The 24,625-nt window shown below is 69.0% G+C and carries 20 protein-coding genes; 16 read left to right on the top strand and 4 right to left on the bottom strand.

Annotation, left to right across the window (positions count from 1 at the left end; translation table 11 throughout):
- Positions 1-24: 24 nt before the first annotated feature.
- The 4 genes from pyk to IEZ09_RS14990 all read left to right on the top strand — a co-directional run bounded on the left by pyk (position 25) and on the right by IEZ09_RS14990 (position 3,370).
- Positions 25-1,449 carry a pyruvate kinase gene (gene pyk / locus IEZ09_RS15005; protein WP_189254282.1) on the top strand — a complete coding sequence of 475 codons (1,425 nt, stop codon included), beginning with the start codon at positions 25-27 and terminating at the stop codon, positions 1,447-1,449.
- A 9-nt stretch (positions 1,450-1,458) separates the two neighbouring features.
- Positions 1,459-2,355, top strand: coding sequence for an acyl-CoA thioesterase II (tesB, locus tag IEZ09_RS15000; protein WP_189254281.1), 897 nt, complete (start codon positions 1,459-1,461; stop codon positions 2,353-2,355).
- A gap of 144 nt (positions 2,356-2,499) precedes the next feature.
- On the top strand, positions 2,500-3,024 hold the full coding sequence (locus IEZ09_RS14995; protein ID WP_189254280.1) for a Uma2 family endonuclease: 525 nt from the start codon (positions 2,500-2,502) through the stop codon (positions 3,022-3,024).
- A gap of 22 nt (positions 3,025-3,046) precedes the next feature.
- The gene (locus tag IEZ09_RS14990) at positions 3,047-3,370 is read left to right on the top strand and encodes a hypothetical protein (RefSeq protein ID WP_229812570.1); all 324 of its coding nucleotides are present in this window, start codon (positions 3,047-3,049) and stop codon (positions 3,368-3,370) included.
- Positions 3,371-3,373: 3 nt separating this feature from the next.
- Here IEZ09_RS14990 and IEZ09_RS14985 read toward each other — a convergent pair whose 3' ends face one another.
- Positions 3,374-3,880, bottom strand: coding sequence for an Lrp/AsnC family transcriptional regulator (locus IEZ09_RS14985; RefSeq protein WP_189254278.1), 507 nt, complete (start codon positions 3,878-3,880; stop codon positions 3,374-3,376).
- 59 nt (positions 3,881-3,939) lie between these two features.
- Here IEZ09_RS14985 and IEZ09_RS14980 point away from each other — a divergent pair, with 59 nt between their 5' ends.
- Complete coding sequence (locus IEZ09_RS14980) at positions 3,940-4,533, top strand: LysE family translocator (protein WP_189254277.1); 594 nt, start codon at positions 3,940-3,942, stop codon at positions 4,531-4,533.
- Here the strand turns inward: IEZ09_RS14980 and IEZ09_RS14975 are convergent.
- Positions 4,530-4,817 carry a DUF2218 domain-containing protein gene (locus tag IEZ09_RS14975; RefSeq protein ID WP_189254276.1) on the bottom strand — a complete coding sequence of 96 codons (288 nt, stop codon included), beginning with the start codon at positions 4,815-4,817 and terminating at the stop codon, positions 4,530-4,532. The two genes, IEZ09_RS14980 and IEZ09_RS14975, sit on opposite strands and share 4 nt — an antisense overlap.
- 121 nt (positions 4,818-4,938) lie before the next feature.
- Between IEZ09_RS14975 and gnd the strand changes: the two genes are divergently transcribed.
- Positions 4,939-6,369, top strand: a complete 1,431-nt coding sequence (gene gnd, locus IEZ09_RS14970) for an NADP-dependent phosphogluconate dehydrogenase (protein ID WP_189254275.1) — start codon at positions 4,939-4,941, stop codon at positions 6,367-6,369.
- Positions 6,366-7,910 (top strand): D-alanyl-D-alanine carboxypeptidase/D-alanyl-D-alanine endopeptidase, encoded by a 1,545-nt coding sequence (gene dacB / locus IEZ09_RS14965; RefSeq protein WP_189254274.1) that lies wholly within the window; start codon positions 6,366-6,368, stop codon positions 7,908-7,910. The genes gnd and dacB overlap by 4 nt, the downstream gene beginning before the upstream one ends.
- A gap of 70 nt (positions 7,911-7,980) precedes the next feature.
- Here the strand turns inward: dacB and IEZ09_RS14960 are convergent, their stop codons facing one another.
- Both IEZ09_RS14960 and IEZ09_RS14955 read right to left on the bottom strand, forming a co-directional pair.
- Complete coding sequence (locus tag IEZ09_RS14960; RefSeq protein WP_229812569.1) at positions 7,981-10,194, bottom strand: SulP family inorganic anion transporter; 2,214 nt, start codon at positions 10,192-10,194, stop codon at positions 7,981-7,983.
- Positions 10,195-10,611: 417 nt separating this feature from the next.
- Complete coding sequence (locus IEZ09_RS14955; RefSeq protein ID WP_189254272.1) at positions 10,612-10,929, bottom strand: hypothetical protein; 318 nt, start codon at positions 10,927-10,929, stop codon at positions 10,612-10,614.
- Between the two features lie 148 nt (positions 10,930-11,077).
- Here IEZ09_RS14955 and IEZ09_RS14950 point away from each other — a divergent pair, with 148 nt between their 5' ends.
- From IEZ09_RS14950 to IEZ09_RS14910, 9 genes are all read left to right on the top strand, one after another.
- Positions 11,078-11,926: a helix-turn-helix domain-containing protein gene (locus tag IEZ09_RS14950; RefSeq protein WP_189254271.1), complete on the top strand. Its 849-nt coding sequence runs from the start codon at positions 11,078-11,080 to the stop codon at positions 11,924-11,926.
- Between the two features lie 32 nt (positions 11,927-11,958).
- Positions 11,959-12,141, top strand: coding sequence for a DUF397 domain-containing protein (locus tag IEZ09_RS14945; RefSeq protein WP_229812568.1), 183 nt, complete (start codon positions 11,959-11,961; stop codon positions 12,139-12,141).
- Between the two features lie 321 nt (positions 12,142-12,462).
- Positions 12,463-15,297, top strand: coding sequence for an AfsR/SARP family transcriptional regulator (locus IEZ09_RS14940; protein WP_189254270.1), 2,835 nt, complete (start codon positions 12,463-12,465; stop codon positions 15,295-15,297).
- A 71-nt stretch (positions 15,298-15,368) separates the two neighbouring features.
- A complete protein-coding gene (locus IEZ09_RS14935) occupies positions 15,369-15,524 on the top strand; it encodes a hypothetical protein (RefSeq protein ID WP_189254269.1) in 156 nt (51 codons plus the stop codon).
- A gap of 11 nt (positions 15,525-15,535) precedes the next feature.
- Positions 15,536-18,517: a helix-turn-helix transcriptional regulator gene (locus IEZ09_RS14930; protein ID WP_189254268.1), complete on the top strand. Its 2,982-nt coding sequence runs from the start codon at positions 15,536-15,538 to the stop codon at positions 18,515-18,517.
- A 119-nt stretch (positions 18,518-18,636) separates the two neighbouring features.
- Positions 18,637-19,395 carry an ABC transporter ATP-binding protein gene (locus IEZ09_RS14925; protein ID WP_189254267.1) on the top strand — a complete coding sequence of 253 codons (759 nt, stop codon included), beginning with the start codon at positions 18,637-18,639 and terminating at the stop codon, positions 19,393-19,395.
- A 5-nt stretch (positions 19,396-19,400) separates the two neighbouring features.
- Positions 19,401-21,923 carry an ABC transporter permease gene (locus tag IEZ09_RS14920; RefSeq protein ID WP_189254266.1) on the top strand — a complete coding sequence of 841 codons (2,523 nt, stop codon included), beginning with the start codon at positions 19,401-19,403 and terminating at the stop codon, positions 21,921-21,923.
- A gap of 463 nt (positions 21,924-22,386) precedes the next feature.
- Positions 22,387-23,649, top strand: a complete 1,263-nt coding sequence (locus IEZ09_RS14915) for an ABC transporter substrate-binding protein (protein WP_189254265.1) — start codon at positions 22,387-22,389, stop codon at positions 23,647-23,649.
- Positions 23,650-23,723: 74 nt separating this feature from the next.
- Positions 23,724-24,623, top strand: a complete 900-nt coding sequence (locus IEZ09_RS14910; protein WP_229812579.1) for a carbohydrate ABC transporter permease — start codon at positions 23,724-23,726, stop codon at positions 24,621-24,623.
- The last annotated feature ends 2 nt before the right edge of the window (positions 24,624-24,625 follow it).

Genomic DNA, 24,625 nt, shown 5'->3' with positions numbered 1-24,625 from the left:
GAACCAGGACTAGTCTCTCTAGACGTGAGTCGACGCGCAAAGATCGTCTGTACCCTCGGTCCCGCCACTGGCACGCCGGACAAGGTCCGCGACCTGGTAGCGGCCGGTATGGACGTGGCCAGGATGAACTTCAGCCACGGCAGCCATGCCGACCACAAGCAGGTCTACGACATGGTCCGGGCGGCAGCCGACGAGTCGGGCCGCGCCGTGGGCATCCTGGCCGACCTCCAGGGCCCCAAGATCCGGCTCGGCCGGTTCGCCGCGGGTCCTGTCGACTGGAACACCGGCGACGTGGTCCGCATCACCGTCGAGGACGTCGAAGGCACGCACGACCGCGTGTCCACGACGTACAAGGAGCTCGCGAAGGACGCCAAGGTCGGCGACCGCCTGCTCGTGGACGACGGCAAGGTCGGCCTCGTGGTCGTCGACGTCGAAGGTTCCGACGTCGTGTGCGAGGTCGTCGAGGGCGGACCGGTCAGCAACAACAAGGGCCTCTCGCTGCCCGGCATGGACGTCTCCGTGCCGGCGCTGTCGGAGAAGGACATCGAGGACCTCGAGTTCGCGCTCCAGCTGGGCGTGGACTTCATCGCACTGTCGTTCGTGCGCTCCCCGGCCGACATCGACCTGGTCCACCAGGTCATGGACCGCTCGGGCCACAAGCGCCTCCCGGTGATCGCGAAGATCGAGAAGCCGGAGGCCGTGGACAACCTCGAGGCCATCGTGCTGGCCTTCGACGGCGTCATGGTCGCCCGCGGCGACCTGGGCGTCGAGCTGCCGCTGGAGAGCGTGCCGCTGGTGCAGAAGCGGGCCATCCAGATCGCCCGCGAGAACGCCAAGCCGGTCATCGTCGCGACCCAGATGCTGGACTCGATGATCAGCAACTCCCGCCCGACCCGCGCCGAGACGTCCGACGTCGCGAACGCGGTCCTCGACGGCGCGGACGCCCTGATGCTCTCCGGCGAGACCTCGGTCGGCCGCTACGCCATCGAGTCGGTCAAGACCATGGGCCGCATCATCGAGGCCGTCGAGACCGAGTCGGTCGTCGTGCCGCCGCTGACCCACGTCCCGCGCACCAAGCGCGGCGTGATCTCCTACGCGGCCCGCGACATCGGCGAGCGCCTCAACGCCAAGGCCCTGGTCGCCTTCACGCAGTCCGGCGACACGGTCCGCCGCCTGGCGCGCCTGCACACGCACCTCCCGCTGCTCGCGTTCACGCCGGAGCAGTCGGTGCGCTCGCAGCTCGCGCTGACGTGGGGCACCGAGACGTTCCTGGTCCCGAAGGTGGAGTCCACCGACGAGATGGTCCGCCAGGTCGACACGTCCATGCTGGAGATCGGCCGTTACCAGGCCGGTGACCTCATGGTGGTCGTCGCCGGATCACCGCCTGGCACCATTGGGTCGACGAACCTCATCCGGGTGCACCGGCTGGGGGAGGACGACCACGCTTAGGAGTTCGACGTGACCGAGGCAGCCCGCGCCGTTGCCGCGAGCCCATCAGGGCTGAGTGGACAATCCGCAGTGGACGACCTGGTCGCGTTGCTCGACCTGGAACGCATCGAGGAGAACATCTTCCGCGGTGTGTCGCCCGCCGAGTCGCCGGTGCGCGTCTTCGGCGGGCAGGTGGCGGGCCAGGCCCTCGTCGCCGCCGGTCGCACGGTCCCGGTCGAACGCCGGGTGCACTCGCTGCACTCGTACTTCATCCGGCCCGGCGACCCGCGCGTGCCGATCGTGTACGAGGTGGACCGCATCCGGGACGGCCGCTCCTTCACCACGCGCCGCGTCGTGGCCATCCAGCACGGCAAGGCGATCTTCGCGTTGTCCGCCTCGTTCCAGCTGGAGGAGCAGGGCGTCGAGCACGCCAACGAGATGCCGTCGGTGCCGGACCCGGAGTCGCTGCCGACGTGGCACGAGGCGGCCGAGGGCTACCTGCTGCACTCGTCGAAGTTCCCGCGCCCCATCGACGTGCGGTACGTGACCGAGCCGCCGTGGGAGTCGCGTGAGGACGGTCCGGGCGAGGCCGCCTCGCGGGTGTGGATGAAGGCCGACGGCAAGCTGCCGGACGACCCGATGCTGCACATCTGCATCATGACCTACGCCTCGGACATGACGTTGCTGGACGGCGTTCTGGCTCGGCACGGCGTCTACTGGGGCCTGGACAAGGTCCTCGGCGCGTCTCTCGACCACGCGATGTGGTTCCACCGGCCGTTCCGGGCGGACGAGTGGTTGTTGTACGACACCGCTTCGCCGTCGGCGTCCGGCAATCGCGGGCTCGCGACCGGGCAGTTCTTCTCGCGGGACGGGCAGCTGGTGGCGACGGTGGTGCAGGAGGGCCTGATCCGGGTGCTCAACCCGTGACCCGAAGGGGTCTCCAGTTCGCACCCCTGTTCGAGTGATCAAGCCGTGTGCGCGTTGAGCCGATGCCTAGACTGACTGGTGGCGGATGCTCCGGGGCGGAAAAGAGGTGCGCGCGTGACTGCGGGAGCGTGGCGAGATCACCTGGTGAGCCTGGACGAGTGGGACGCGATGCCAGAGGACAAGAACCTCGAGCTCGTAGACGGAGTCCTGCACGTGGTACCTGCGGCTGTCCCTCTTCACCAGAGGGCTCAGAACCGGTTGACCTATTGGCTTGATGAGCAACTGCCTGAGGATCTGACGGCATTTGACGATGTCGACGTGGTGATCGATGACTCGGACCGGCCGACGGTGCGCAAGCCGGACATCGTCGTGGTCACGACCGAGGCCGCGGAGCGCAAACCAAAGCGGTTCCTGGCGGCAGACGTGGTGCTTGCCGTTGAGATCGTGTCTCCTGGCTCGGAGCGCACAGATCGCCTCACGAAGCCGATGCAGTACGCCAAAGCGGGAATCCCGCATTACTGGCTGGTCCAGCTCGACGATCCCGTCAGCCTGACTGCCTACGATCTCGTCGCTGGCGTCTATCACGTCGTCGAGGATGTCGTGGGACGAGTGAAGTTGAGCCGACCTGCTTCGCTGGCGTTCGACCTCGACGCGTTGTCACGTCGGTGATGAGCTTCCGAGTGGCGGAGTGTTGACCACCGGGGCGGTTTGGCGCCTGTACCACGGCGATCAGGAGATCGCCCGGCTGACGGTGACCGGCGGCGACTTCCCGTGGATGCACGCGGACGTGGAAACCCGGCCCGGCTTCGAGGAGTTCCGCTCGGTGTTCGCCGAGCAGGAGCAGGCCGTCGACGACGAGGACTGGGAACGAGCCGACGCCTGCTACGAGCGGATCCGGAAGTCGCTCACCATGACGTTCCCCGACGGCGAGCCGGTGGCCGAGTTCCTGCTCCACATCCACGCCGACGGCACCGCCGGGTGGCGCTGGAGCGACGAACCGTTCGACGAGGACTGAAGCTCAGGCCTTGCGGCGCCGGTGCGTCGGCCGCAGGTTCGCCGGCGGCGTCAACGCCCGCGTCTCCACCCGCTCCAGCACCACCGAGCTCGTCAGGTTCCGCACCTCGGTCCGCGACGCGATCTTGTCCATCAGGAACGCCTGCAGGTGCGTGGAGTCCGCGACCGCGATGTGGATCAGGAAGTCCGCCTGGCCGGACACGTGGAAGATCGAGCGCGTCTCCGGCTGAGCCATCACGAACGCGCGGAACGCCGCCACCACGGGCCGGGTGTGCGGCCGGACGTTCACCGACACCACGGCCTCCAGCGGCAGGCCTGTGGTGGCCGGGTCGACGACGGCGTGGCACCCGGTGATCACGCCGAGTTCGCGCAGCCGCCGCACCCGCTGCAGGCACGACGAGGGTGCCAGGCCGACGATCTCCGCCAGGGTGCGGTTCGGCAGGGTCGCGTCGTTCTGCAACTCCTCCAGGATGTGCCAGTCGACCGAATCCAGTTCGGCTTGTTCGCGCATAAGCGAACATCGTACTGACCAGGTGGAACGCGGCAGAACAAAGCACAACGATCGGGCGCATGCACATCGCGTGGACGTCGTTCTTGCTCGCGCTCGTGGTGATCACGATCGTGCCTGGTCCCGACTTCGTTCTGATCATGGGGAACGCGGTGCGCAGCCTGCGCCGCGGTGTGGAGGCGGCGCTCGGGGTGATCACCGGGCTGCTGGTCCACGCGACGCTCGCGACCGTCGGTCTGAGCGCGCTCGTCGTGGCGGTGCCGACCGCCCTGTTCGTCGTCAAGGCCGTCGGTGCGCTGTATCTGGCCTACCTCGGGTTCATGACCTTCAGGTCAGCGAACCAGCCGCTCGGCGACCAGGTCCAGAAGGGCAACGTGTTCCTGCGCGGCATGCTCTGCGACCTGTTGAACCCCAAGGTGATGCTCACGTTCCTGAGCCTCATCCCGCAGGCGATGGACCCGAACGCCGCGCCGCTCCCGCAGGCCGCGCTGCTCAGCGCGGTCACGGTCGGGGTGTTCGCGGGGTTCTGGGTCATCGTCGTGCCGCTCGCCCGTCAGCTGGCCGGCCTGCTGAACAAGCCGAAGATCCGCGCGACGTTCGAGCGGGTCTGTGGTACCGCTCTCATCGGGATGGCCGCGTCAGTCCTCGCGGCCTAGGACCACGTGACGGTCAGCTCGTCCCTGGTTCCGAACCGGACCAGGTGCCGTTCCACGACGTCGCGCAGGCGCGCCACGTCCTCCTCCGACGAGGACACCACGCGCATCACCAGCGCGTCGTCCTGCGCCTCGAACTCCGCGAGCCCGGCCGAGAAGCGGACGAAGCCGCGTCCGTCCTCCCAGGACCCTTCCAAGTCCTTGTGCGTGAAGTGCTTCACCAGTTGTGAGCCGTACCTGGAGGCACGGTCGGTCGCCGAGCGTCCCACGCTCGTGAATTCCGTCATGAAGCCAACTTACGCCTAGCCATACGTATTGCGGCGTGATGCGGTTCACCTGGCAAAACGGAGTCTGAGAACACCCTGTGACGTCTCGCGTAAACAAAAAGAACACGGCAGGCTGTCGCGTATGACGGAAGGCAAAGCACGCATCGCGGTCACCGGTCTCGCCACCATGGGCAGCAACCTCGCGCGCAACCTGGCGCGCCACGGCTTCAAAGTCGCCGTGCACAACCGGACGCCCGCGAAGATGAAGGCCCTGCTCGACGAGCACGGTCACGAGGGTGACTTCGTCGGCGCGGAGACGCTGCAGGATCTCGTGGACAGCCTGCAGACGCCGCGCCAGATCATCATCATGGTCAAGGCGGGTGGGCCGACCGACGCCGTCATCGACGAGCTGAGCGAAATCCTCGAACCCGGCGACATGGTCATCGACGGCGGCAACGCCCACTACGCCGACACGCGCCGCCGTGAGGCCGCCCTGAAGGAGAAGGGGCTGCTGTTCGTCGGCGCCGGCATCTCCGGTGGCGAGGAGGGCGCGCTCAACGGCCCCAGCATCATGCCGGGCGGCCCCGCCGAGTCCTACAAGCACGTCGGTCCGGTGTTCGAGGAGATCGCGGCCAAGGTGGACGGTCAGCCGTGCTGCGTGCACGTCGGGCCGGACGGTGCCGGGCACTTCGTGAAGATGGTGCACAACGGCATCGAGTACGCCGACATGCAGCTGATCGCCGAGGCGTTCGACCTGCTGAGCCGCGTCGGCGGACAGACGCCCGCGGAGATCTCCGAGGTCTTCACGCAGTGGAACTCCGGTGACCTGGAGTCGTACCTGGTCGAGATCACCGCAGAGGTCCTCAAGCACGTCGACGCGAACGGCACGCCGCTCGTGCAGGTCATCGAGGACGCGGCCGAGCAGAAGGGCACCGGCCGCTGGACCGTGCAGGAGGCGCTGGAGCTGGGCGTGCCGGTCACCGGCATCGCCGAGGCCGTGTTCGCCCGCAGCCTGAGCGGTCACACCGACCAGCGCAAGGCCGTGCGCGACGCGTTCGGTGCGAGCGAGGTCGTCGCGAAGCCGGACGCGGACCTGGTCGACGACGTGCGCCAGGCGCTCTACGCGTCGAAGGTCGTCGCGTACGCGCAGGGCTTCGACATGATCCGCGAGGCCTCGAAGAACTACGACTGGAACATCGACCTCGGTGCCATGGCGACGATCTGGCGCGGTGGCTGCATCATCCGCGCGCAGTTCCTCAACCGCATCCGTGAGGCCTACGACGCGAACCCGGACCTCGCGTCTCTGTTGGTGGACAACTACTTCCGCGACGCCGTGCAGAACGCGGAGGCCGCTTGGCGCAGGGTTGTGGTCCGTGCGGTCGAATCCGGTGTGCCGACTCCTGGCTTCGTGTCCGCTTTGGCCTACTACGACGGCCTTCGCAGCGAACGACTGCCGGCCGCGCTCGTCCAGGGACAGCGGGACTTCTTCGGTGCCCACACGTACCGGCGCGTTGATCGTCCGGGTAGCTTCCACACGTTGTGGTCGGGCGATCGATCAGAGGTGGAAGCGTGAAATTTCGTGTACTGGGGGCGGTCGTCGCTGTGGCGGCAGGGGTGACCCTGACGTCCAGCGGCGGCGGCGCGGTGGCGGCAGGCAACGAGGCACTGACTCGTGATCTCGACGCCATCCTCGCCGACCCCGGGCTTCAGGGCGCCGACATCGGCGTCACGGTGCGGGACGCCAACACCGGTGAGGTCGTCTACACCAGGTCCGGTGGCAGGCGCTCGCAGGTGGGCTCGAACCTGAAGGTCCTCACCACGGCGGCGGCGCTCGACCTGCTCGGACCGGACTACCGGTGGAAGACCGAGCTGAAGTCGTCGGGTGCCAGGAACGGGTCGACCCTGAACGGTGACCTGGTTCTGCGCGGCACCGGCGACCCGACGATGTCCGCCTCGCGCTACCAGGCGCTGGCGGCCACGTTGAAGAACAGCGGTGTCACGACGATCAGCGGCGCGCTCGTGCTCGACGACACGGCGTTCGACTCCCAGCCCTACGGTCTGGGCTGGGCGTGGGACGACGAGCCGTACTCGTACAGCGCGGAGACGTCGGCGCTGACGCTGTCGCCGGACGCGAAGTTCAGCGCCGGCACGGTGGTCGTGCGCGTCAAGCCGGGTGCCGCGACCGGTGACCCGGTCCAGGTGAGCGTCGAGCCGGCGAACGACCAGGTGCAGATCCAGAACACGGCGACCACCAACGGTGACGCCGGGATCAGCGTCGAGCGCGAGCACGGCACGAACGTGATCAAGGTCAGCGGTTCGACCTGGGTCGAGACGACGGCGCTGTCCACCGTCAAGGATCCGACCGGCCTGGTCGGGTCGGTGTTCCGCAAGGCGTTGGAGCAGAACGGGATCCAGGTCCAGGGCGGGGTGCGCAGGGGCGCGGCGCCGCAGGGTGCCGCGGTTCTCGCGTCCGACGAGTCGATGACGCTCGGGCAGCTGATCAACCCGTTGCTCAAGAACAGCAACAACATGCTGGCCGAGGTGCTGGTCAAGTCGGCTGGTGGCTCGTTCACCAACGGCGTCAACCAGCTCAGCCGCAAGTGGGCCGGGCTCGGCATCGACCCGAACTGGGTCGAGATCTTCGACGGTTCCGGCATGTCCAGGATGGACGAGATCTCGCCGGACGACCTGACGTCCGTGCTGATCAAGGGGAAGACCAGGCCGTGGTTCGGCACCTGGTCGGCGTCGCTGCCGGTCGCCGGTCGCGACGGCACCCTGGTGAACCGGATGAAGGGCACCAAGGCCGAGGGCAACGTGCAGGCCAAGACCGGGTCGATGTCCGGTGTCTCGGCGCTGACCGGCTACGTCACCACGCAGACCGGCCGGCAGCTGGTGTTCTCGATCGTGCAGAACAACCTGGTGCTGTGGTTCAGCCCCAAGACGATCGAGGACAAGATCGCCGTCCGCCTGGCGTCCGACGGCGCGACCACCACCATGGCCACGCCGAAGGTCGAGTCGGTGCCGCAGCAGCGCAAGGCTCCGGCACAGGACCGCAAGAAGGTCCCCGCCAAGGAGCGCTACGACGTCGAGTGCTCGTGGATCGGTACCTGCTAGGTCCCGAACTGCTTTGCGATGAACGGCGCATTTGTCCACCTCAGGTGAACAAATGCGCCGTTCATCGTTTTCAGGCGGGGGAGGGAACGGGCTCCAGGCCGTTGCGGTCGGGATCGACCAGGTAGACGCGGGCGTTCGAGATGTCGAAGTACATGCCCTTCAACGTCAACGTGCCCGCCGCGATCGCCTCCCGCACGCTCGGGTAGCCGAGCAGGTTGTCCAGTTGCTGCGCGACGTTCGCCACGGCGAGCCGGTCGGCCACCGGCAGATCCGCGCAAGCGGGCGACGTGGGCGCGTGGAACCGGATCAGCGACGGTTCCGCGTTGCGCAGCCACGAGTGCAGGTGCGTGCCGCGCGCGGCGGAGCCCTTCACCAGCGCCTTCATCGCGCCGCAGTCGGAGTGTCCACACACGACGATCGAGCCGACGTTCAGCACCTCGACCGCGAACTCGATCGCCGCGCCGACGGACCTGTCCTCCGCCGAGGCCATCGGCACCAGGTTGCCGATGTTGCGCACGCAGAAGAGGTCGCCAGGACCGGACGTGGTGATCAGGTTCGGCACCACGCGGGAGTCCGCGCAGGTGATGAACAGCTGCTGCGGCTGTTGCCCGCGCAGCGCCAGCTCGTGCAGGAACGGCCGCACCAACGGCGCCGACCGCAGCTCGAACTCGTGCATTCCCAGGATCATCGGATCGCTCTCGGCCGAGGACCGTTGTGCGGGAAGCGTCACCGAGCTCGGCTCGCCCTGCCAGTGCGACCACGGCGCGAACCAGCGGGGCAACGGCCCCGGCAACGTCTTGCGCCGCCCCGGCTTGCCCTGGTTCGCCCGGTCGTACCAGGTGTCGTGCACCTCGTCGACGCGCACGTGCCCGCCGAGCCGTTCGTAACCCTCGCGCCAGTCGTTGATCGCCTCGTACGACGCGTGGTCCAGGTAGTCGATGTGCAGCTCCAGCACCACGTCCTGGCCCAGCGGGAGCCGCCGCAGCTCACGCACGAGCCGCCCGACCCCGAGGAACACCAACGATCCCCGCACGCACACCCGGTTTCCCTCGACACGCACCGAGCAGTGCGTCAACCGGTACAACGCGCGCAGCAGCGCGATGGCGAGCCCGACGACCACGCCCTCCAGCAGTCCGAAGAGGACGACCCCGAGCACGGTCGCCGCGTACACCAGGAACTCCCGGTGCCGCCACAGCGTCCGCATCCGGTCCACCGACACGAGCTTCAGGCCGACGACGAGCAGCACGCCCGCCAGCGCGGCCAACGGGATCAGCTCCAGCACGGCGGGGAACGCCAGCACCGCCACGGCGATCCACACGCCCTGCAGGATCGCGCTGTACCGGGTCTTCGCGCCCGCCGCGACGTTCGTGGAGCTGCGGGCGAGCCCGCCGCTGATCGGCAGCCCGCCCAGCGCCCCGGCGACCACGTTGCCGGTGCCCTGCGCGATGAGCTCCTTGTCCAGCCTGGCTCGCGGCCCGTCGTGCAACCGGTCGGTCGCGACCGCCGACAGCAACGACTCCATGCTCGCCACCAGTGCGACGGTGACGATGGCCGTGGCCACCGCACCGACGCTGCCCTGCGGCATCTGCGGGAACACCAGCGCGTGGCTCTCCGGCAGGTCGACGCGCGCGACGTCGAGCTTCAGCACGGACGCCAGCAGCGTCGCCGCTCCGACCGCGACCAGCGGCGCGGGCACCAGGGACACGCGCGGAACCCGTGGCCACAGCAGCAAGGCCGCGATGGCGACGGCACCGGTCATCAGCGACCCGACCTGCGAGCTGGCCAGTTCGCCCGGCAGCAGCGCGAGGTTCTCCGGCACCGACGACAGCGCCGTCCCGCCCAGCACCACCACGAGCTGCCCGACGGCGATCGAGATGCCGATGCCCGCGAGCATGCCGTGCACCACGGCGGGAGACAGCGACATCACCAGACGGCTGATCCCGGTGAGCCCCAGCGCGACCTGCAGCACCCCCGCGGCCAGCGTGATCGCCGCCGTGGCCGCCCAGCCGAACTGCGCCACCAGCCCGGCCACGATCACCACGAGCCCGGTGCCGGGCCCGCTGATCTGCAACGGCGCTCCGCTGAGCGCGCCGACCACCACACCGCCGACGACGGCGGAGATGATGCCCGCCATCAACGGCGCGCCGGTGGCGTGCGCGATCCCGAGCGACAACGGGATCGAGATCAGGAACAGCACGAAGCTCGCCGGCAGGTCGTGCCGGAGGACCACCGGTGGACCGTGCGGGGTGTGATCGCCGGCGTCGGACTTCTGCAGATGGTTCACAGCAACGTTTTCCTTTCGTGGAACAGCGGCCCAGGGAAATGCGGCCCTGGAAATGCGGCCCTGGAAATGCGGCATGGCCCTGTGCGCGCAGCACAGAGCGAGGGGGGAAGGGGAGTTCGCTAGGAGCGCCGTAAGGGCAGCATGCGGCGCGGCCGAACTGCGGCGAGCGCGTCGGCGCGGTCATGCGGGGTCGGCACGGGAACACCTCCGTGTCGGCACAGGCATCGGGTCTCGATCAGGCCGCGTCGCCACCATGATGACGGCGGAATCGCTGCTGTGGCAGATGTTTCAGCCAACCGTGTTGATCTTGCCCGGTAACGTCACGCGAGGTGATGAAGAAGACGGGCCGGCTCCGGTCGGGGGTGCGGAGCCGGCCCAGGTCAGGACGGAACTTGAAGAACTATCGAGTTTCGGAATTCAGCCGACCGAGCGCAGGTGCTTGCCGTGCGAAGTCTCCTGGCCCACCACGGTGAGGATCAGCTGCGCCGAGAGGTAAGCACGGCACGGTGCGGGCAGCCTGCGGGAGAACCAGCCGCGCTTGCAGGTCGCGCACCGGCCGTGCTCGTCGGGCTGGTGCTCGTCCAGCAACGCCTTGACCACCGCAACCACCCTCGGCAGCTCTACCCTGGCGAGCACGAGGGCGGTCTGGTCGTCGCCGTGCTGGGCGAGATCGGTGAGTGTGGCCAGGTGTGAGTGCAGCGACTTGTCCAGTTGGCTGAACACCGTGACGGCCATCAGGCTCAGAGCTCCAGTCCGTGCGTAAGCAACCCATGCAGACTGTCCTGGTCCATATGAGATCTGCAAGTTGCAGTACACGAATGGATGACGTCCCTTTGCGACCGCCTCCTTTGCTCTCAAACTGAGATGCGACCAGGAGGTGTGGATGCCACGGGGTAGCAGCCCGACCCTGCGCAAGCGACGGCTCGTGAGCGAGCTCAGGCGACTGCGCGAAGCGGCCGAGCTGACGATCGAGGAGGTGGGCGAGCGGCTGGAGTGCTCGGCCTCCAAGATCAGCCGCATCGAGACGGGACGGGTGGGGGTGAGCCCGCGCGACGTGCGGGACATGCTCACCGCCTACGGTGCGGACCGCGCCACCCTCGACGAACTGGTCCAGCTGGCCAGGGAGGCCCGCCGCAAGGCGTGGTGGGACGAGTTCGGTGACATCGTGCCCGGTCGTTACGTGGGGTACGAGGCCGACGCCGACTCGATCAGGACCTACCAGGGGCTGATGATCCCCGGCCTGCTGCAGTGCGAGGCGTACACGAGGGCGTTGATCTCCCAGGTGCTGCCCGACTCGAGCACCGCGGAGATCGACCGGCGAGTCCGGTTGCGCAAGGCGCGGCAGGCCTTGCTGAGCGAAGACGACCCGTTGCGCCTGCACGTCGTGATCGACGAGGCGGCCCTGCGCAGGCTCGTCGGCGGCACCGGGGTGATGCGCGCCCAGATGGCGCGTCTCCTCGAGGTCGGTGCACTGCCGAACGTCACGATGCAGGTCGTGCCGTTCAGCGCCGGTGGTCATGCTGCGATGGACGGCCCGTTCGTCATCCTGAGCTTCCCTGAGCAGCTCGACCCCGACGTGGTGTACATCGAAAGCACTAGGAGCGGCGTCTATCTGGAGCAACAGTCAGACGTCCATTGGTACGCCGAGATGTTCGAGCGTCTGGTGAACTCCGCCCTGAATCCGAGGGAATCGGCAACCCTGATCACTGAGATCGCTCGCACTCTCGCGTGACTGCGACCGGGAGTGAACAGACAGTGGAAAGCTTGCGTTGGCGCAAGAGCAGCCGTTCGTCCGCCGGTGGACCCGAGTGCGTGGAGATCGCGCTCGTCTCGTCCGGCGCGGCCGTGCGTGACAGCAAGAACGCGGACGGGGCGCGGTTGAGGTTCGGCGACGCGGGATGGGAGACCTTCCTCGCCGCCGCGAAGACCGGCTCTTTCGTCAGCTGATCACCGAAACTCGCAGGGCCCCGGCTGGGTGTGTCAGCCGGGGCCCTGCGCTTTGGTAAGGGGACGTGGGCCGACCGGCGTTCCGCCGCCGCGGGCTGGATGCCCCTTGCACGCCGGCCGACCCACGTCGATCATGGGGAGCAGCGGGTGTTCCGCTGTCCGGTCCAACCTGCTCCGACTACTCGATCTCCGGTTTCCGTTGATCTCGCCGTCTGTGGTTGGTTGGACACGCTAAGCGTAAGAATGCCTTCTACAGCACGACTGGAGCCCGACTGAAGTGATCTTCAAGCTCCAGGTGACCACCAGGCGAAGGACAGGTCGGTGACGCACGGCGAGGAGCCCCTGCGGTTCGAGGTTCTCGGCCTACTCCGAGTCGTTCGCGCAGGTCAGGAGGTTGATCTCGGTGCGGCGAAGCAGCGCGCCGTCCTCGCGGTGCTGCTGTTGGCGCGCAACACGCCGGTCAGCCGCGGACAGATCATCGAGGCCGTCTGGGGCGACAACGTGCCCTCGAGTGCGGTGAATTTGGTCCAGACCTACGTGGCCGGCCTGCGGCGCGCGCTCGAACCGACCCGTGCTCGCCGGGCTCCCGCCGAGCTGCTGACGTCGGTCGGCGACGGCTACCTGTTGCGCGTCGAGCCCGGCGCGCTGGACCTCGACGTGTTCGAACGTCAGGTCCTGCTCGCGAACCGCATGCGCGCGGCCGGCGATCTCGCTGGAGCGGCGGTCGAACTGGACGACGCACTGGCGTTGTTCCGCGCCGAGCCCCTCGGCGGTGTCTCCGGTCTTTTCGCCGACGTCGAACGCGGCCGTCTCGTGGAACGCCGGCTGGCGGTGCTGGAGGAACGCGCCGAGCTGGGGCTCGCGATCGGGCAGGGCCCTGAGCTGGTCTCCCAGCTGAGCTCGATGGTCGTCGACCACCCGTTGCGGGAACGCGGCTACGGGCTGCTGATGCGCGCGTTGGTCCAGGCCGGCCGCCAGGCGGAGGCGCTGGCCGCCTACCGCGAGGCCCGTCGCGTGCTGATCGAGGAGCTGGGCGTCGAGCCGGGGCCGGAACTGCGCCGCGTGCACCAGGCCGTGCTGGCGGGTGAAAGCCCCGAGCCGGAACGCGCGCCCGTGCGCGTACCTCCGCAGCCCGCCGCACCGGAACCCGCTCCCGTGACGATCCCCGCGCAGCTCCCGCGCGCTCCCGTCGCGCTGATCGGCAGGGACGCCGAGCTGGCGCACATGGACGCGCTGCTGCGTGCTCACGACGGCCCGGTGCTGCTGGTGACCGGCCCGGCGGGCGTGGGCAAAACGGCGCTCGCGCTGCACTGGTCGCACCGCGTGCGCGAGGAGTTCCCCGACGGCCAGCTCTACGTCGACGTGCACGGCTACGACCCGAACCGCGAGCCGCTGGAGATCGGCGAGGTGCTCAACCGGTTCCTGCGCGCGCTGGGCGTTCCGGCGAGCGACACCCCCGTCTCGGTCGACGAACGCTCCGCGCTGCTGCGGACGTTGCTCGCCGACCGCCGCATGCTCGTGATGCTCGACAACGTCCGCAGCTCCGCCGACCTCCTGCCGCTGCTGCCCGGCGCGCCGTCGTGCGTCGTGGTGACGTCCCGCCGCCGTCTGGTCGGTCTGGTCGCCCAGGTGGAGGCCAAGCTGATCGAGCTGGACATGCTCGACCAGGACGCCGCCGTGGACGTGCTGGGCCGCATCGCCGGCCGTCCGGACATCGAGACGCACGCACTGCGCGAGCTGGCCGAGCTGTGCGACGGGCTGCCGCTCGCGTTGCGCATCGCCGCCGCACGGCTCGCCGTGTCCCCGCGTTTGCGCGTGGCCGAACTGGTCGAGGAACTGCAGGACGAGCACGGCCGGCTGGCAGCACTCGGCCTGGAGGACGGTGAGGGCACCGTGCGGGCCGCCCTGGACGCGTCACGGCGTGCGCTGCCGCCGGTGGAGTCCCGGTTGCTGGCGATCATCGGCCTGCACCCCGGCGCGGACCTGAGCACCCACGTGGTCGCGGCGATGGGCGACGTCGGGCTGGCGGAGGCCCAGCGGGCCCTGGACACGCTGACCGCCGCGAACCTGCTGTCCGTCAGCGAACCGGGCCGTCACGTGGCCCACGACCTGGTCCGCGTCTACACCAAGACGCTGGCGGGCGAGCTCTCCGAACCGGAACGCCGTGCCGCCACCGGCCGCATGCTCGACTACTACCTGCACTGCGCCGACCTGGCCGACGGCATGCTCCCGATCAACCGCGGCAGCGTCCTCGTGGCACCGGAACACCGCCCGGTCCACGTGCCCGCGCTGTCGGGTGCGGCGGACGCGATGGCGTGGTTCGACACCGAGCGCGCCAACCTGATCGCCGCGACGGAACACGCCGCCGCCACGGGCTGGCACGTCCACGCCTGGCAGCTGCCGTACACGTTGTCGCGCTACCTGTGGCTGCGAACCGAGCGCGAGACCTCGTTGCGCATCACGGAAGCCGCACTGCAGGCCGCGATCGCGCTGAACGACGACGACGCCCGGTTCGTCATGCAGTTCAACCTGGGCGTGGCCCTGCTGCAGCTGGAACGCTACGAGGAAGCCCTGCACGCCCATCGCGGAGCGCTGGAGGTGGCTCGCCGCAAGGGAGACGTGCACCAGCAGGCCCGCGCGCTGACGACGGTGGCCGACACCCTGCAGGACATGGGCAGGACTGCCGAGGCGGAGGCGCACTACCGCGAGGCCATGGAGATCTCGCGGATCGCCGGGTCGAAGTGGGCGGAGGCCAACGCCCACCACCACCTCGGGCTGCTGTACCTCGCGACGCAGCGGTTCGACGACGCGATGCCCTGGCTGAGGGTCGCGCTGCGGATGTACCACGAGGTCGGCGAGCAGTGCGGTGAGGCGGCCTGCCACGTCGACATCTCCACGGCGTTGCTGGAGACCGGTGACACCGAGGGCGCGTTGTCGTCGGCCCGCACGGCGCTGGCGGTGGCCTGCGACGCGGTGTCGCCGTACCACCAGGCGCTGGCGCACGACCGGCTGGCGGCGGTGTTCGACCGGCTCGGTGCGGCCGGAGCGGCGGCGCACTGGCAGCGGGCGCTCGCGTTGTTCACCGAGCTGGGTGCCTCCGAGGCGGACGGGGTGAGGGCCCGGCTGGCCAGGGCCCGTGCCGTCTCGGTGGGGTAAGGGGTTCGCGGCCGAGGGACTGCGTGATCGTCCGATGCCTGAGGTGAGGCCTCAGGACCACTCTGGTCGTCATGACGGAATGGACGCCTGAGGCGATCAAGGCGGAGATCGAGTACCGGCGCGGCAACGCCCGTTGCAACTGGCAGCGGTCACAGGGCCGGACGCCGTCGTGGCTGCGGCGCGTGATCCACCACACGAGTACGAAACCCAGCGGCAACGAGACATGACATGTGCGAGCATGCCACTCGTGGCGCGTCTCGGTTCCGGAATCCCGTTGGTCGCGCGCGACCGCGAGCTGGACCGGTTGCGCGCCATGTTGGCGCAGGCAGGTGACGGTGTCGCGGGGGCGGTGCTGCTCGCCGGTGACGCGGGCGTCGGCAAGACGCGGCTGGTGGACGAGCTCGCCGCCAGCGCCGAGGACACGCTCGTCCTGATGGGACGGTGCCTGGACGCCGGCGAGACCGGCCTGCCGTACCTGCCGTTCGCGGAGGCGCTCAGCGGTCTCAACGACATCCCGAACCGCCCGGCGCTCGCGATGTTGCTGCCCCAGCTGGCACTTCCCGCCGAACGCGAGCCCGGCACCGAGGGCATGATCGCGCCCAGCCTCATCCCCGGCCGCCGGCCCGAGCAGGACGTCGGCCAGCTCCAGCTGTTCGACGCCGTGCTGGGCCTGCTCACCGATCTCTCCGAACGTCAGCGCGTGCTGCTCGTCGTCGAGGACCTGCACTGGGCGGACGCCTCGACGCGGTACCTGCTGTCGTTCCTGTTGTCCCGCCTGCGTTCCCAGCGCCTGCTCGTCGTCGGCACGTACCGGGCGGACGACCTGCACCGCAGCCATCCGTTGCGGCCCTTGCTGTCCGAGCTGGTCCGGCTGCCCGCGGTGGAACGTCTCGACCTCTCGCCGTTCAACGCGGCGGACGCCCGCAGGTTCGTCGAGGCCCTGTCCGACGACCTGCCGGAGGACGTCGTCGCGGAGGTCGCGCAACGGTCGGAGGGCAACGCGTTCTTCGCCGAGGAACTCATCGCGGTGGCCACCTGCGACGACAGGTCGTCGCTGCCGTCCGCCCTGGCCGACGTCCTGCTCAGCCGCGTCGAACGGCTGAGCCCGCAGGCGCAGCACGTGGTGCGGGTCGCCTCGGTGCGCGGCCGCCGGGTCCGGCACGACCGGCTCCGCGAGGTCGCCGGCCTGTCCGACGTCGACCTCGACACCGCGTTGCGCGAGCTCGTCCAGCACCACCTGCTGGTGGTGGACGACAACGAGGTCTACACGTTCCGGCACGCTCTGCTCAGGGAAGCCGTCTACGGCGACCTCCTGCCGGGCGAACGGGTCCGGCTGCACGCCGCGTACGCCCGCTACCTCGCAGAGCACCTGGAGGAACGCGGTGCCGCGGCGGCTCTCGCGCACCACGCGTTCGAGAGTCACGACCTGCCGCTGGCGCTGAAGGCCTCGATCAAGGCGTCCAGGGAGGCCGAACGCGCCGGTGCTCCCGCCGAGTCGTTGCGGTACCTGGAAAAGGCGCTCAACCTGTGGAACGCGGTCCCCGCGGGCGACCGTCCGTCCGATGTGGACGAATCCGTGCTGCTGAGGCGGGCCTCCTGGGTCGCCGGCACGGCAGGGCAGCCGGAACGGGCCGTGGCGTTCGCCCGCAGCGCCACCAAGGCGCTCACCGCGGAGCAGACGCCGGAGGAGGCAGCCGAGGTGTGGCTGCGGCTCGCGCAGGCGTTGTCGATCCTGGACGGCAACGAGGAGGAGCACTTCCTCGTCCTGGCGAAGGCGCTCGACCTCGTCTACGACCGCGAACCCAGCCCCACCCGCGCTCGTGTGCTGGCGGGCAAGGCTTCCGCGCTGCGCCAGCAACGCAAGGACGACGCCGCGCGCGAGGCCGCCGAGCAGGCGATCGCGGACGGCCAGACGGCGAACGCTCCGGGTGCCGTCGCGGACGCGCTCGGCACGCTCGCGATCCTCGACGACCACGCGATGCGGCACGCCGAGGCCAAGGTGAGCTTCGAGCGCGCGATCAAGAGCGCGCGCGAGGTCGGCGCGTTCAACAACGAGCTGAGGGCTTGGTACTACTACGGCCTGATGCACTACGACCAGGGCGAACTGGCCGAGGCGGCCCGCGTCTTCAACGAGGCGGGCAACCGGGCCAAGGAGACCGGCCTGACGTGGAGCTCGTTCGGGCTGGAGATCCGCATCCTCCAGTTGCTGGTGCACTACTACATCGGCGACTGGGACTACGCGGCGTGGGCCAGCGAGCCGCCCGGCATGTCCGTGTCGTCGACGGTGCTGGCCAGGCTCGCGGCGGCGAGGACGCACCTCACGGTCGGCCGCGGCGAGCTGGCCGAGACCGAGCGGCAGATCACCAAGCTGCGCAGCGACTGGCACCGCGACATCCAGATCGCGCTGATCACCGGTGGCACGGGCGCGGAGGTCGCGTTGTGGCGCGGCAGGCCGGAGCTCGCCGTCGAACGGATCACGGACGCGATGGAGTGGACCCGCAAGCTCGGCGGTCCCTGGATGCTCGCGGACATCCGGATCGGCGCGATCGGCATCGCGGCGTACGCGGACCTCGCCGCGAAGGCACGGCGCAAGCGCGACACCGAGGCCGAGAAGAACGCCGTCGAAGCAGGTCACAAGCTCGCCGAGCACGTGCGGCTGACGGCGGTGCACGGCAAGCCCCGCACCGGCACCCTCGGTCCGGAAGGGCGTGCCTGGCTGGCCCGGTCCAACGCCGAGGAGTCCCGGCTGCAGGGCCCCGGCGACCCGGAGCTGTGGCAGCAGGCGGTCGACGGGTTCGCCTACGGCCTCGTCTTCGAGCAGGCGCTGTGCCGGTGGCGGCTCGCGGAGGCGTTGCTGGGCGCAGAGTCCAGGGAGAACCACCGCGAGGAGGCCGCCGAGCAGCTGCGGCTGGCCGACGAGGTGGCGACCAGGCTCAAGGCCGTGCCGCTGCAGGAAGCCGTGGCGTCGTGCGCCAAGCGGGCCCGCATCACCCTCAGGGCTGACGAACCAGCGCGGGAACACCTCGATCTCTTCACCCCTCGTGAACGGGCGGTGCTCGCGCTGGTCGCGTCCGGCCGGACGAACCGCGAGGTCGGCGAGGAGCTGTACATCAGCGAGAAGACCGTTTCCGTGCACCTTTCCCGGATCATGGCCAAGCTGGGGGCGTCGCGGCGGGCGGAGGCGGTGGCGATCGCGTACGACCGGGGTCTGCTGGAATAGCGCCGGTTGTCATACCTCAGGCTGATGCGCAACGCGTCGCGGAGTTGATGTCCGCGTACTCAGCTGACTCATAGCTTCTTCCTCGTCAAGGAACATCCCCTGTGAGGAAGGCACGAGACATGTCTGCACTGGTGTCCGATGTTGGCGCAGTCGGCACTACCGCTGCGGCGGCCCACAACCTGGTGAAGGTCTACGGCAAGGGTGACACCGCGGTGCGGGCGCTCGACGGCATCAACGTCGCGTTCCAGGCGGGGAAGTTCACCGCGATCATGGGCCCGTCCGGCTCCGGCAAGTCCACGCTGATGCACTGCCTCGCGGGACTGGACACGGTGGACAGCGGCGCGATCCACATCGGACAGACCGAGATCACCAAGCTGAACGACAAGGACCTGACCAAGCTGCGCCGCGACCGCGTCGGCTTCGTGTTCCAGGCCTTCAACCTGCTGCCGACGCTGACCGCCGAGCAGAACATCCTGCTGGGCCTCGAGCTCGCCGGCCGCAAGCCCGACAAGCAGTGGTTCGACACCATCGTCAACGTCCTCGGCCTGCGCGACCGCCTGACCCACCGTCCGACCGAGCTGTCCGGTGGCCAGCAGCAGCGCGTGGCGTGTGCCCGTGCGCTCGTCGCCCGTCCCGAGGTCATCTTCGCCGACGAGCCGACCGGCAACCTGGACTCCCGCAGCGGTGCCGAGGTCCTCGACTTCCTGCGCATGTCGGTCCGCAAGCTGGGCCAGACCGTGATCATGGTGACGCACGACCCGGTGGCCGCGAGCTACGCGGACCGCGTGGTGCTGCTCGCCGACGGCCGGCTCGCGGGCGAGATCCACCAGCCCACCACCGAGTCCGTCGTCAACGCCCTCACGCACCTGGGGGCGTGAGGTAGATGCTGAAGACCATCCTCGCGGGCCTGCGCGCCCGCACGGCGCGGCTGGTGCTGTCCAGCATCGCCATCGCGCTCGGCGTCGCGTTCGTGACGGGCACGCTCGTGCTCGGCGACGCCGTCGAGGCCCAGACCAGGGACAACTTCGCCCGCAGCGCCCGCAACGTCGACGCGGCGGTGCACCTCGCGGACAACAGCACCTCGGACCAGATGCAGAACGGCATCCCCGCCGACGTGCTCCAGAAGGTCCGCGCCACCAGCGGTGTCGCCGGTGCGGACTCGCGGGAGTTCGGCAGCGCGGCCCTGCTCGGTGCTGACGGCAAGGCCCGCAACGCGCTGGTCCAGCCGCTGCCGACGGTGGAGAAGCTGCGCGACTTCAACCTCAAGGACGGCAAGTTCCCGGTCAAGGCCGACGAGGCCGCGATCGACGCCAAGACCGCGCAGATCGCGAAGCTCAAGGTCGGCGACAAGCTCAAGCTGCTCGACAAGGACAACGCCGAGCACGCCTACACCATCGTCGGCACCTACCAGCAGGGCGCGAGCAGCATCTCGATGTCCGGCAGCGACCACGTGATCCTGTCGCCGGAAGGCGTGCGCACGGTCCTCCCGGACCAGCGGATCTACGAGATCGTCGCGGTCGCCAAGGACGGCGTGTCGCAGCAGCAGCTCGTCGACAACATCACCAAGGCCATCGGCTCCGGCTACCAGGTGCAGACCGGCGAGCAGCTGACCAAGGCGACGCTGGAGCAGGTGGGTGACGCCGCCGGCGAGATCAGGTCGTTTCTGCTCGCGTTCGCGGCCATCTCGCTCGTCGTCGCCGGCATGGTCATCTACAACACGTTCACCATCCTCGTCGCCCAGCGCACGAAGGAACTCGCCCTGCTGCGCTGCGTCGGCGCGGAACGCGGGCAGGTGTTCCGCAGCGTGCTCGCCGAAGCGGTCTTCATGGGTCTCGCGGCGTCCGTGCTGGGAATCCTCGGCGGCCTCGGCGTTTCCGCGGGCCTGCAGGCGCTGGTGGGCACGGTCGGCGGCCCCAGCGGCGACGACGTCCAGATCCGCCTGCCGATCACGTGGGTGACCGTCGTCGCGGGCTTCGCCGTCGGCGTGCTGGTGACCGTGCTGTCGGCCGTGCTGCCTGCCCGCCGCGCCACGAAGGTCGCCCCGGTGGCCGCCCTGCGCTCGCAGCCGGACAGCCACGACGACGTCGCCCGCACCGGCAAGGTCCGCATCGCGGTCGCCCTGGTGATCGGCCTGATCGGCGCGGCCGGTGTCTACTTCGGCCTCCAGCAGGAGAAGGAAGAGCCCGCGCTGTTCATCACCGGTGGCGCCACGATGGTGCTGCTGCTCGCGGTCCTGCTCCTCGGCCCGCTGTACGTGCCGCTGGTGAACCGCCTGTTCGGCAAGGCACTGCGCGGCGTCCCGGCCAAGCTGGCCTCGGCCAACGCGGGCCGCAACCCGAAGCGCACGGCCGCCACCACGGCGGCGTTGATGATCGGCGTGACCATCGTGGCGATGGTGACGGTCGTGGCCGGCAGCGGCCGCGAGACGATGAACCAGCAGGTCGACAAGCGGTTCCCGGCCGACTACGAGGTCAGCTCGAACGTCTACAGCCAGCCGCTGACCCAGAAGTTCGCCGACGAGCTCGCCAAGGTGAAGAGCGTCGCCAAGATCGCTCCCGAGCTCACCGCGTACGGCGAGTCCGACAAGCTCAAGTACGCCGACGTCACCGGCTACCCGTCCGACGCGATCGGTTCCCTGGTGCGCCCCGAGGTCGCCAGCGGCACGCTGACCGGGCTCAAGGACAACGAGATCGCGATGCGGGAGAAGGAGGCCAAGGAAGCCGGCCTCACCGTCGGGTCCACCGTCCCGATCAGCGGCAAGGACTTCAAGGTCGTCGCGCTGATCAAGGACAACAGCTACGGCACCGGCATCGTCACGCTCGCGTCGGCGCAGTCGATCCTGAAGGAGCCGGCGAAGGGCTACCAGAAGCTGCTGGTCAAGCTCGCGCCGGGCACCGACATCACGGCCGCCCGCGCCGACCTGGAACGCGTCATCGCCACCTCACCGGTCGCGGTGCTGAACTCCGCGGCCGAGACCAAGGCGGAGCTGAACTCGCAGATCGACCAGGTGCTGCTGTTCATCTGGGCCCTCGTCGGCCTGGCGCTGATCATCGCGCTGTTCGGCATCGCGAACACGCTGACGCTCTCGGTCCTGGAACGCACCCGCGAGTCGGCCCTGCTGCGCGCCCTCGGCCTCACCCGAGGCCAGCTGCGGCAGATGCTGGTGGTCGAGTCGATCCTGATGGCCCTGATCGGCGCGGTGGTCGGCGTGCTCCTCGGCGCCGGGTTCGGATGGCTGCTGGTCGAGGCGCTCTCCAGCTCGGAGTTCCAGATCAGCTTCTCCGTCCCGTTCGGCCAGATCGGGATCATGCTCGGGCTGGCCGTGGTCGCGGCGATCATCGCCGCAGCCCTGCCCGCCCGTCGCGCGGCTCGCAACTCCGTGGTCGCGGGGATGGCCGAGGCATAGAAAACGCCCTGCCTGGCTCCGGTAGTCGGGGACCGAACCAGGCGGGTTCGGGCGTGCGGAAACAGGGGCCGCACGGCCGGGGGATCGGTGGAGGTCCGGTGCTGTCGGGGCGCCGGGCCTCCGCTGCTTTCTGCCAGCGGTTCGGCCTCGCTACCCACCGCAACAGCATCTCAACCCAAAGTTGCCGAAAAAACTTCGAGAGCACGCGTCACTTTCGGCCAGAAAACCCCTCTACCTGGTATGAGGGACGACCGGAGCGAGGGCCCGGTCGTCCCTCTTTCGTGTCTCCGAGGGGCACGCGGGCCGAATGAGATGCTCGCGGGCTTTGGGCGCGTTTGTTGCCAGCCTCCACAAAGTTACGGAACGATGTCGACCGCTTGACACCCGCGCCTCGCCGGTTGAGTGTGAGAGCGCTCTCACAACAGTCAGCTGCGCCCGTGGCGCCGCCCGTCGAGGAGGACGGATGAGCAGAAGGCTGGTCGGCAGCGTCGCTGCGACCCTCGTGATGGTTCTGGCCGCAGGCTGCGGCGGGAGTTCCGAGGCCAATGGCAAGATCGAGCTGTCGCTTGGCCTGTTCTCCGACTTCGGCTACGACAAGCTCATCGAGGAGTACATGGCCTCGCACTCGAACATCAAGATCGAGCAGCGCAAGGTCAAGATGGAGCAGCACAACACGCAGCTCGCGACGCAGCTCGCGGGTGGGCGTGGTGCGGCGGACATCGTCGCGCTCGAAGAGGGTGTGGTGAGCCAGTTCCGGGCTTCCAAGGACAAGTTCGTGAACCTCGCCGAGTACGGGGCGAAGGACCTCAAGGCGCAGTGGGCCGACTGGAAGTGGAACCAGGGCACCGCGGACGGCGGTGAGTTCGTGCTGGGGCTGGGCACGGACATGGGCAGCCTGGGGCTCTGCTACCGGCGCGACCTGTTCGAGGCGGCCGGCCTGCCGACCGACCGCAAGGAGGTCGCGAAGCTCTGGCCGACGTGGGCCGACTACGCGAAGGTCGCCGACGAGTTCACGGCCAAGACGCCGAACGTGAAGTTCGTCGACACCGGCCGCAACGTCTACAAGGCCATCCTCGACCAGACCGAGGAGGGCTACTTCGCGAAGGACGACTCGTACATCGCGGAGAAGAACGACAAGGTCAAGACGGCGTTCGACACGGCGGCGGCGCTGGGCACCAAGAAGCAGACCGGTGCGCTGGAGCCGTTCAGCCAGGAGTGGAACGTCGCGCTGAAGCAGGGATCGTTCGCCACCACCACGTGCCCGGCCTGGGCGCTCGCGCTGATCAAGGCGGGTGCCGGTGACGCGGCGGCCGGGAAGTGGGACGTGACGACGGCGCCCGGTGGTGGCGGCAACTGGGGTGGCTCGTTCCTCGCGATTCCCAAGCAGAGCAAGCACCCCAAGGAGGCCTACGAGCTGGCCAAGTGGCTGACCGCGCCCGAGCAGCAGAAGCGGATTTTCAAGGAGACCGGCAACCTGCCCAGCCAGCCCAAGGTCTACCAGGACGCCGAGGTGCAGGCGACCGTGAACGAGTACTTCAACAAGGCACCGGTCGGGCAGATCTTCGCGTCGTCCGCCGAGTCGCTGAAGCCGACCTACCGCGGCACGAAGGACTCCAAGGTCGGGCCGGTGTTCGGCACCGCGCTCACGCGGGTCGAGCAGGGCAAGCAGTCCGCCGCGGACGCGTGGACGCAGGCGCTGAAGGAAGCGCAGGACGCCGTCAAGTGACGGCGGTCCGCACGAGGACCGAGGCGGCCCCGGCCGCCTCGGTTCCTTCTTCTGGAGAGTCGAAGCGCTTCAGGCTGAACAGCTGGGACGCGAAGTACACGCCGTACCTGATCGTCGCGCCGTTCTTCGTGGTGTTCGCGATCTTCGGGCTCTACCCGCTGGTGTACACGGCGTGGGTGTCGCTGCACGACTGGCAGCTGATCGACGGCAACCAGGGGTTCGTCGGTCTCGACAACTACGTCCACCTGTTCGGTGACGCCAACTTCTGGAACGCGCTGTTCAACACGATCAGCCTGTTCGTCCTGTCGACGGTGCCGCAGCTGCTGGCCGCGCTCGGCCTGGCCGCGCTGCTCGACAGGGGACTGCGCGGAAGCGCGTTCTGGCGTGCGGGTGTGCTGCTGCCCAACGTCATCTCGGTCGCCGCGGTGGCGCTGGTGTTCGCGCAGTTCTTCGGCCGCGACTTCGGCATCGTGAACTTCCTGCTCGGCCTGGCCGGGATCGACCCGGTCGACTGGCGCGCGGACACGTGGGCGTCGCACCTCGCCGTGTCCACAATGGTCATGTGGCGCTGGACCGGCTACAACGCGCTGCTCTACCTGGCGGCGATGCAGTCGGTGCCGAAGGACATGTACGAGTCGGCCACTTTGGACGGTGCGTCGCGCTGGCGGATGTTCTGGTCGATCACCGTGCCGTCGATCCGTCCGACGATCCTCTTCACCGTGGTGACGTCGACGATCGGTGGCCTGCAGCTGTTCGCGGAGCCCGCGCTGTTCGACCCCGGGTTCGCCGCGAACAACTCCACCGGTGGCTCCGACCGGCAGTTCCAGACGCTGGTGCTCTACATGTACGAGAAGGGTTTCCGGCTGTTCGACGCCGGCTACGCCGCCACCGTCGCGTGGATGCTGTTCCTCGTCGTCCTGCTGGTCGCGATCGTCAACTTCTCGCTGACGCGGCGCATCGCGGGCAAGGGGTGAGC

The organism is Lentzea flava, from assembly GCF_014648475.1.
In the GTDB taxonomy this organism is placed as follows: Bacteria; Actinomycetota; Actinomycetes; order Mycobacteriales; family Pseudonocardiaceae; genus Lentzea; species Lentzea flava.
The sequence above is the reverse complement of the archived record's forward strand: the minus strand, read 5'-3'. Positions and strand labels throughout refer to the sequence as shown.

Excerpts from the sequence above, each read along its gene's own strand:
- IEZ09_RS14985 (WP_189254278.1), bottom strand. The coding sequence starts at position 3,880 with ATGCGCGAACAAGCCGAACTGGATTCGGTCGACTGGCACATCCTGGAG.
- IEZ09_RS14980 (WP_189254277.1), top strand. The coding sequence starts at position 3,940 with ATGCACATCGCGTGGACGTCGTTCTTGCTCGCGCTCGTGGTGATCACG.
- IEZ09_RS14975 (WP_189254276.1), bottom strand. The coding sequence starts at position 4,817 with ATGACGGAATTCACGAGCGTGGGACGCTCGGCGACCGACCGTGCCTCC.
- gnd (WP_189254275.1), top strand. The coding sequence starts at position 4,939 with ATGACGGAAGGCAAAGCACGCATCGCGGTCACCGGTCTCGCCACCATG.
- IEZ09_RS14955 (WP_189254272.1), bottom strand. The coding sequence starts at position 10,929 with ATGGCCGTCACGGTGTTCAGCCAACTGGACAAGTCGCTGCACTCACAC.
- IEZ09_RS14950 (WP_189254271.1), top strand. The coding sequence starts at position 11,078 with ATGCCACGGGGTAGCAGCCCGACCCTGCGCAAGCGACGGCTCGTGAGC.
- IEZ09_RS14935 (WP_189254269.1), top strand. The coding sequence starts at position 15,369 with ATGACGGAATGGACGCCTGAGGCGATCAAGGCGGAGATCGAGTACCGG.
- IEZ09_RS14930 (WP_189254268.1), top strand. The coding sequence starts at position 15,536 with ATGCCACTCGTGGCGCGTCTCGGTTCCGGAATCCCGTTGGTCGCGCGC.
- IEZ09_RS14925 (WP_189254267.1), top strand. The coding sequence starts at position 18,637 with ATGTCTGCACTGGTGTCCGATGTTGGCGCAGTCGGCACTACCGCTGCG.
- IEZ09_RS14920 (WP_189254266.1), top strand. The coding sequence starts at position 19,401 with ATGCTGAAGACCATCCTCGCGGGCCTGCGCGCCCGCACGGCGCGGCTG.
- IEZ09_RS14915 (WP_189254265.1), top strand. The coding sequence starts at position 22,387 with ATGAGCAGAAGGCTGGTCGGCAGCGTCGCTGCGACCCTCGTGATGGTT.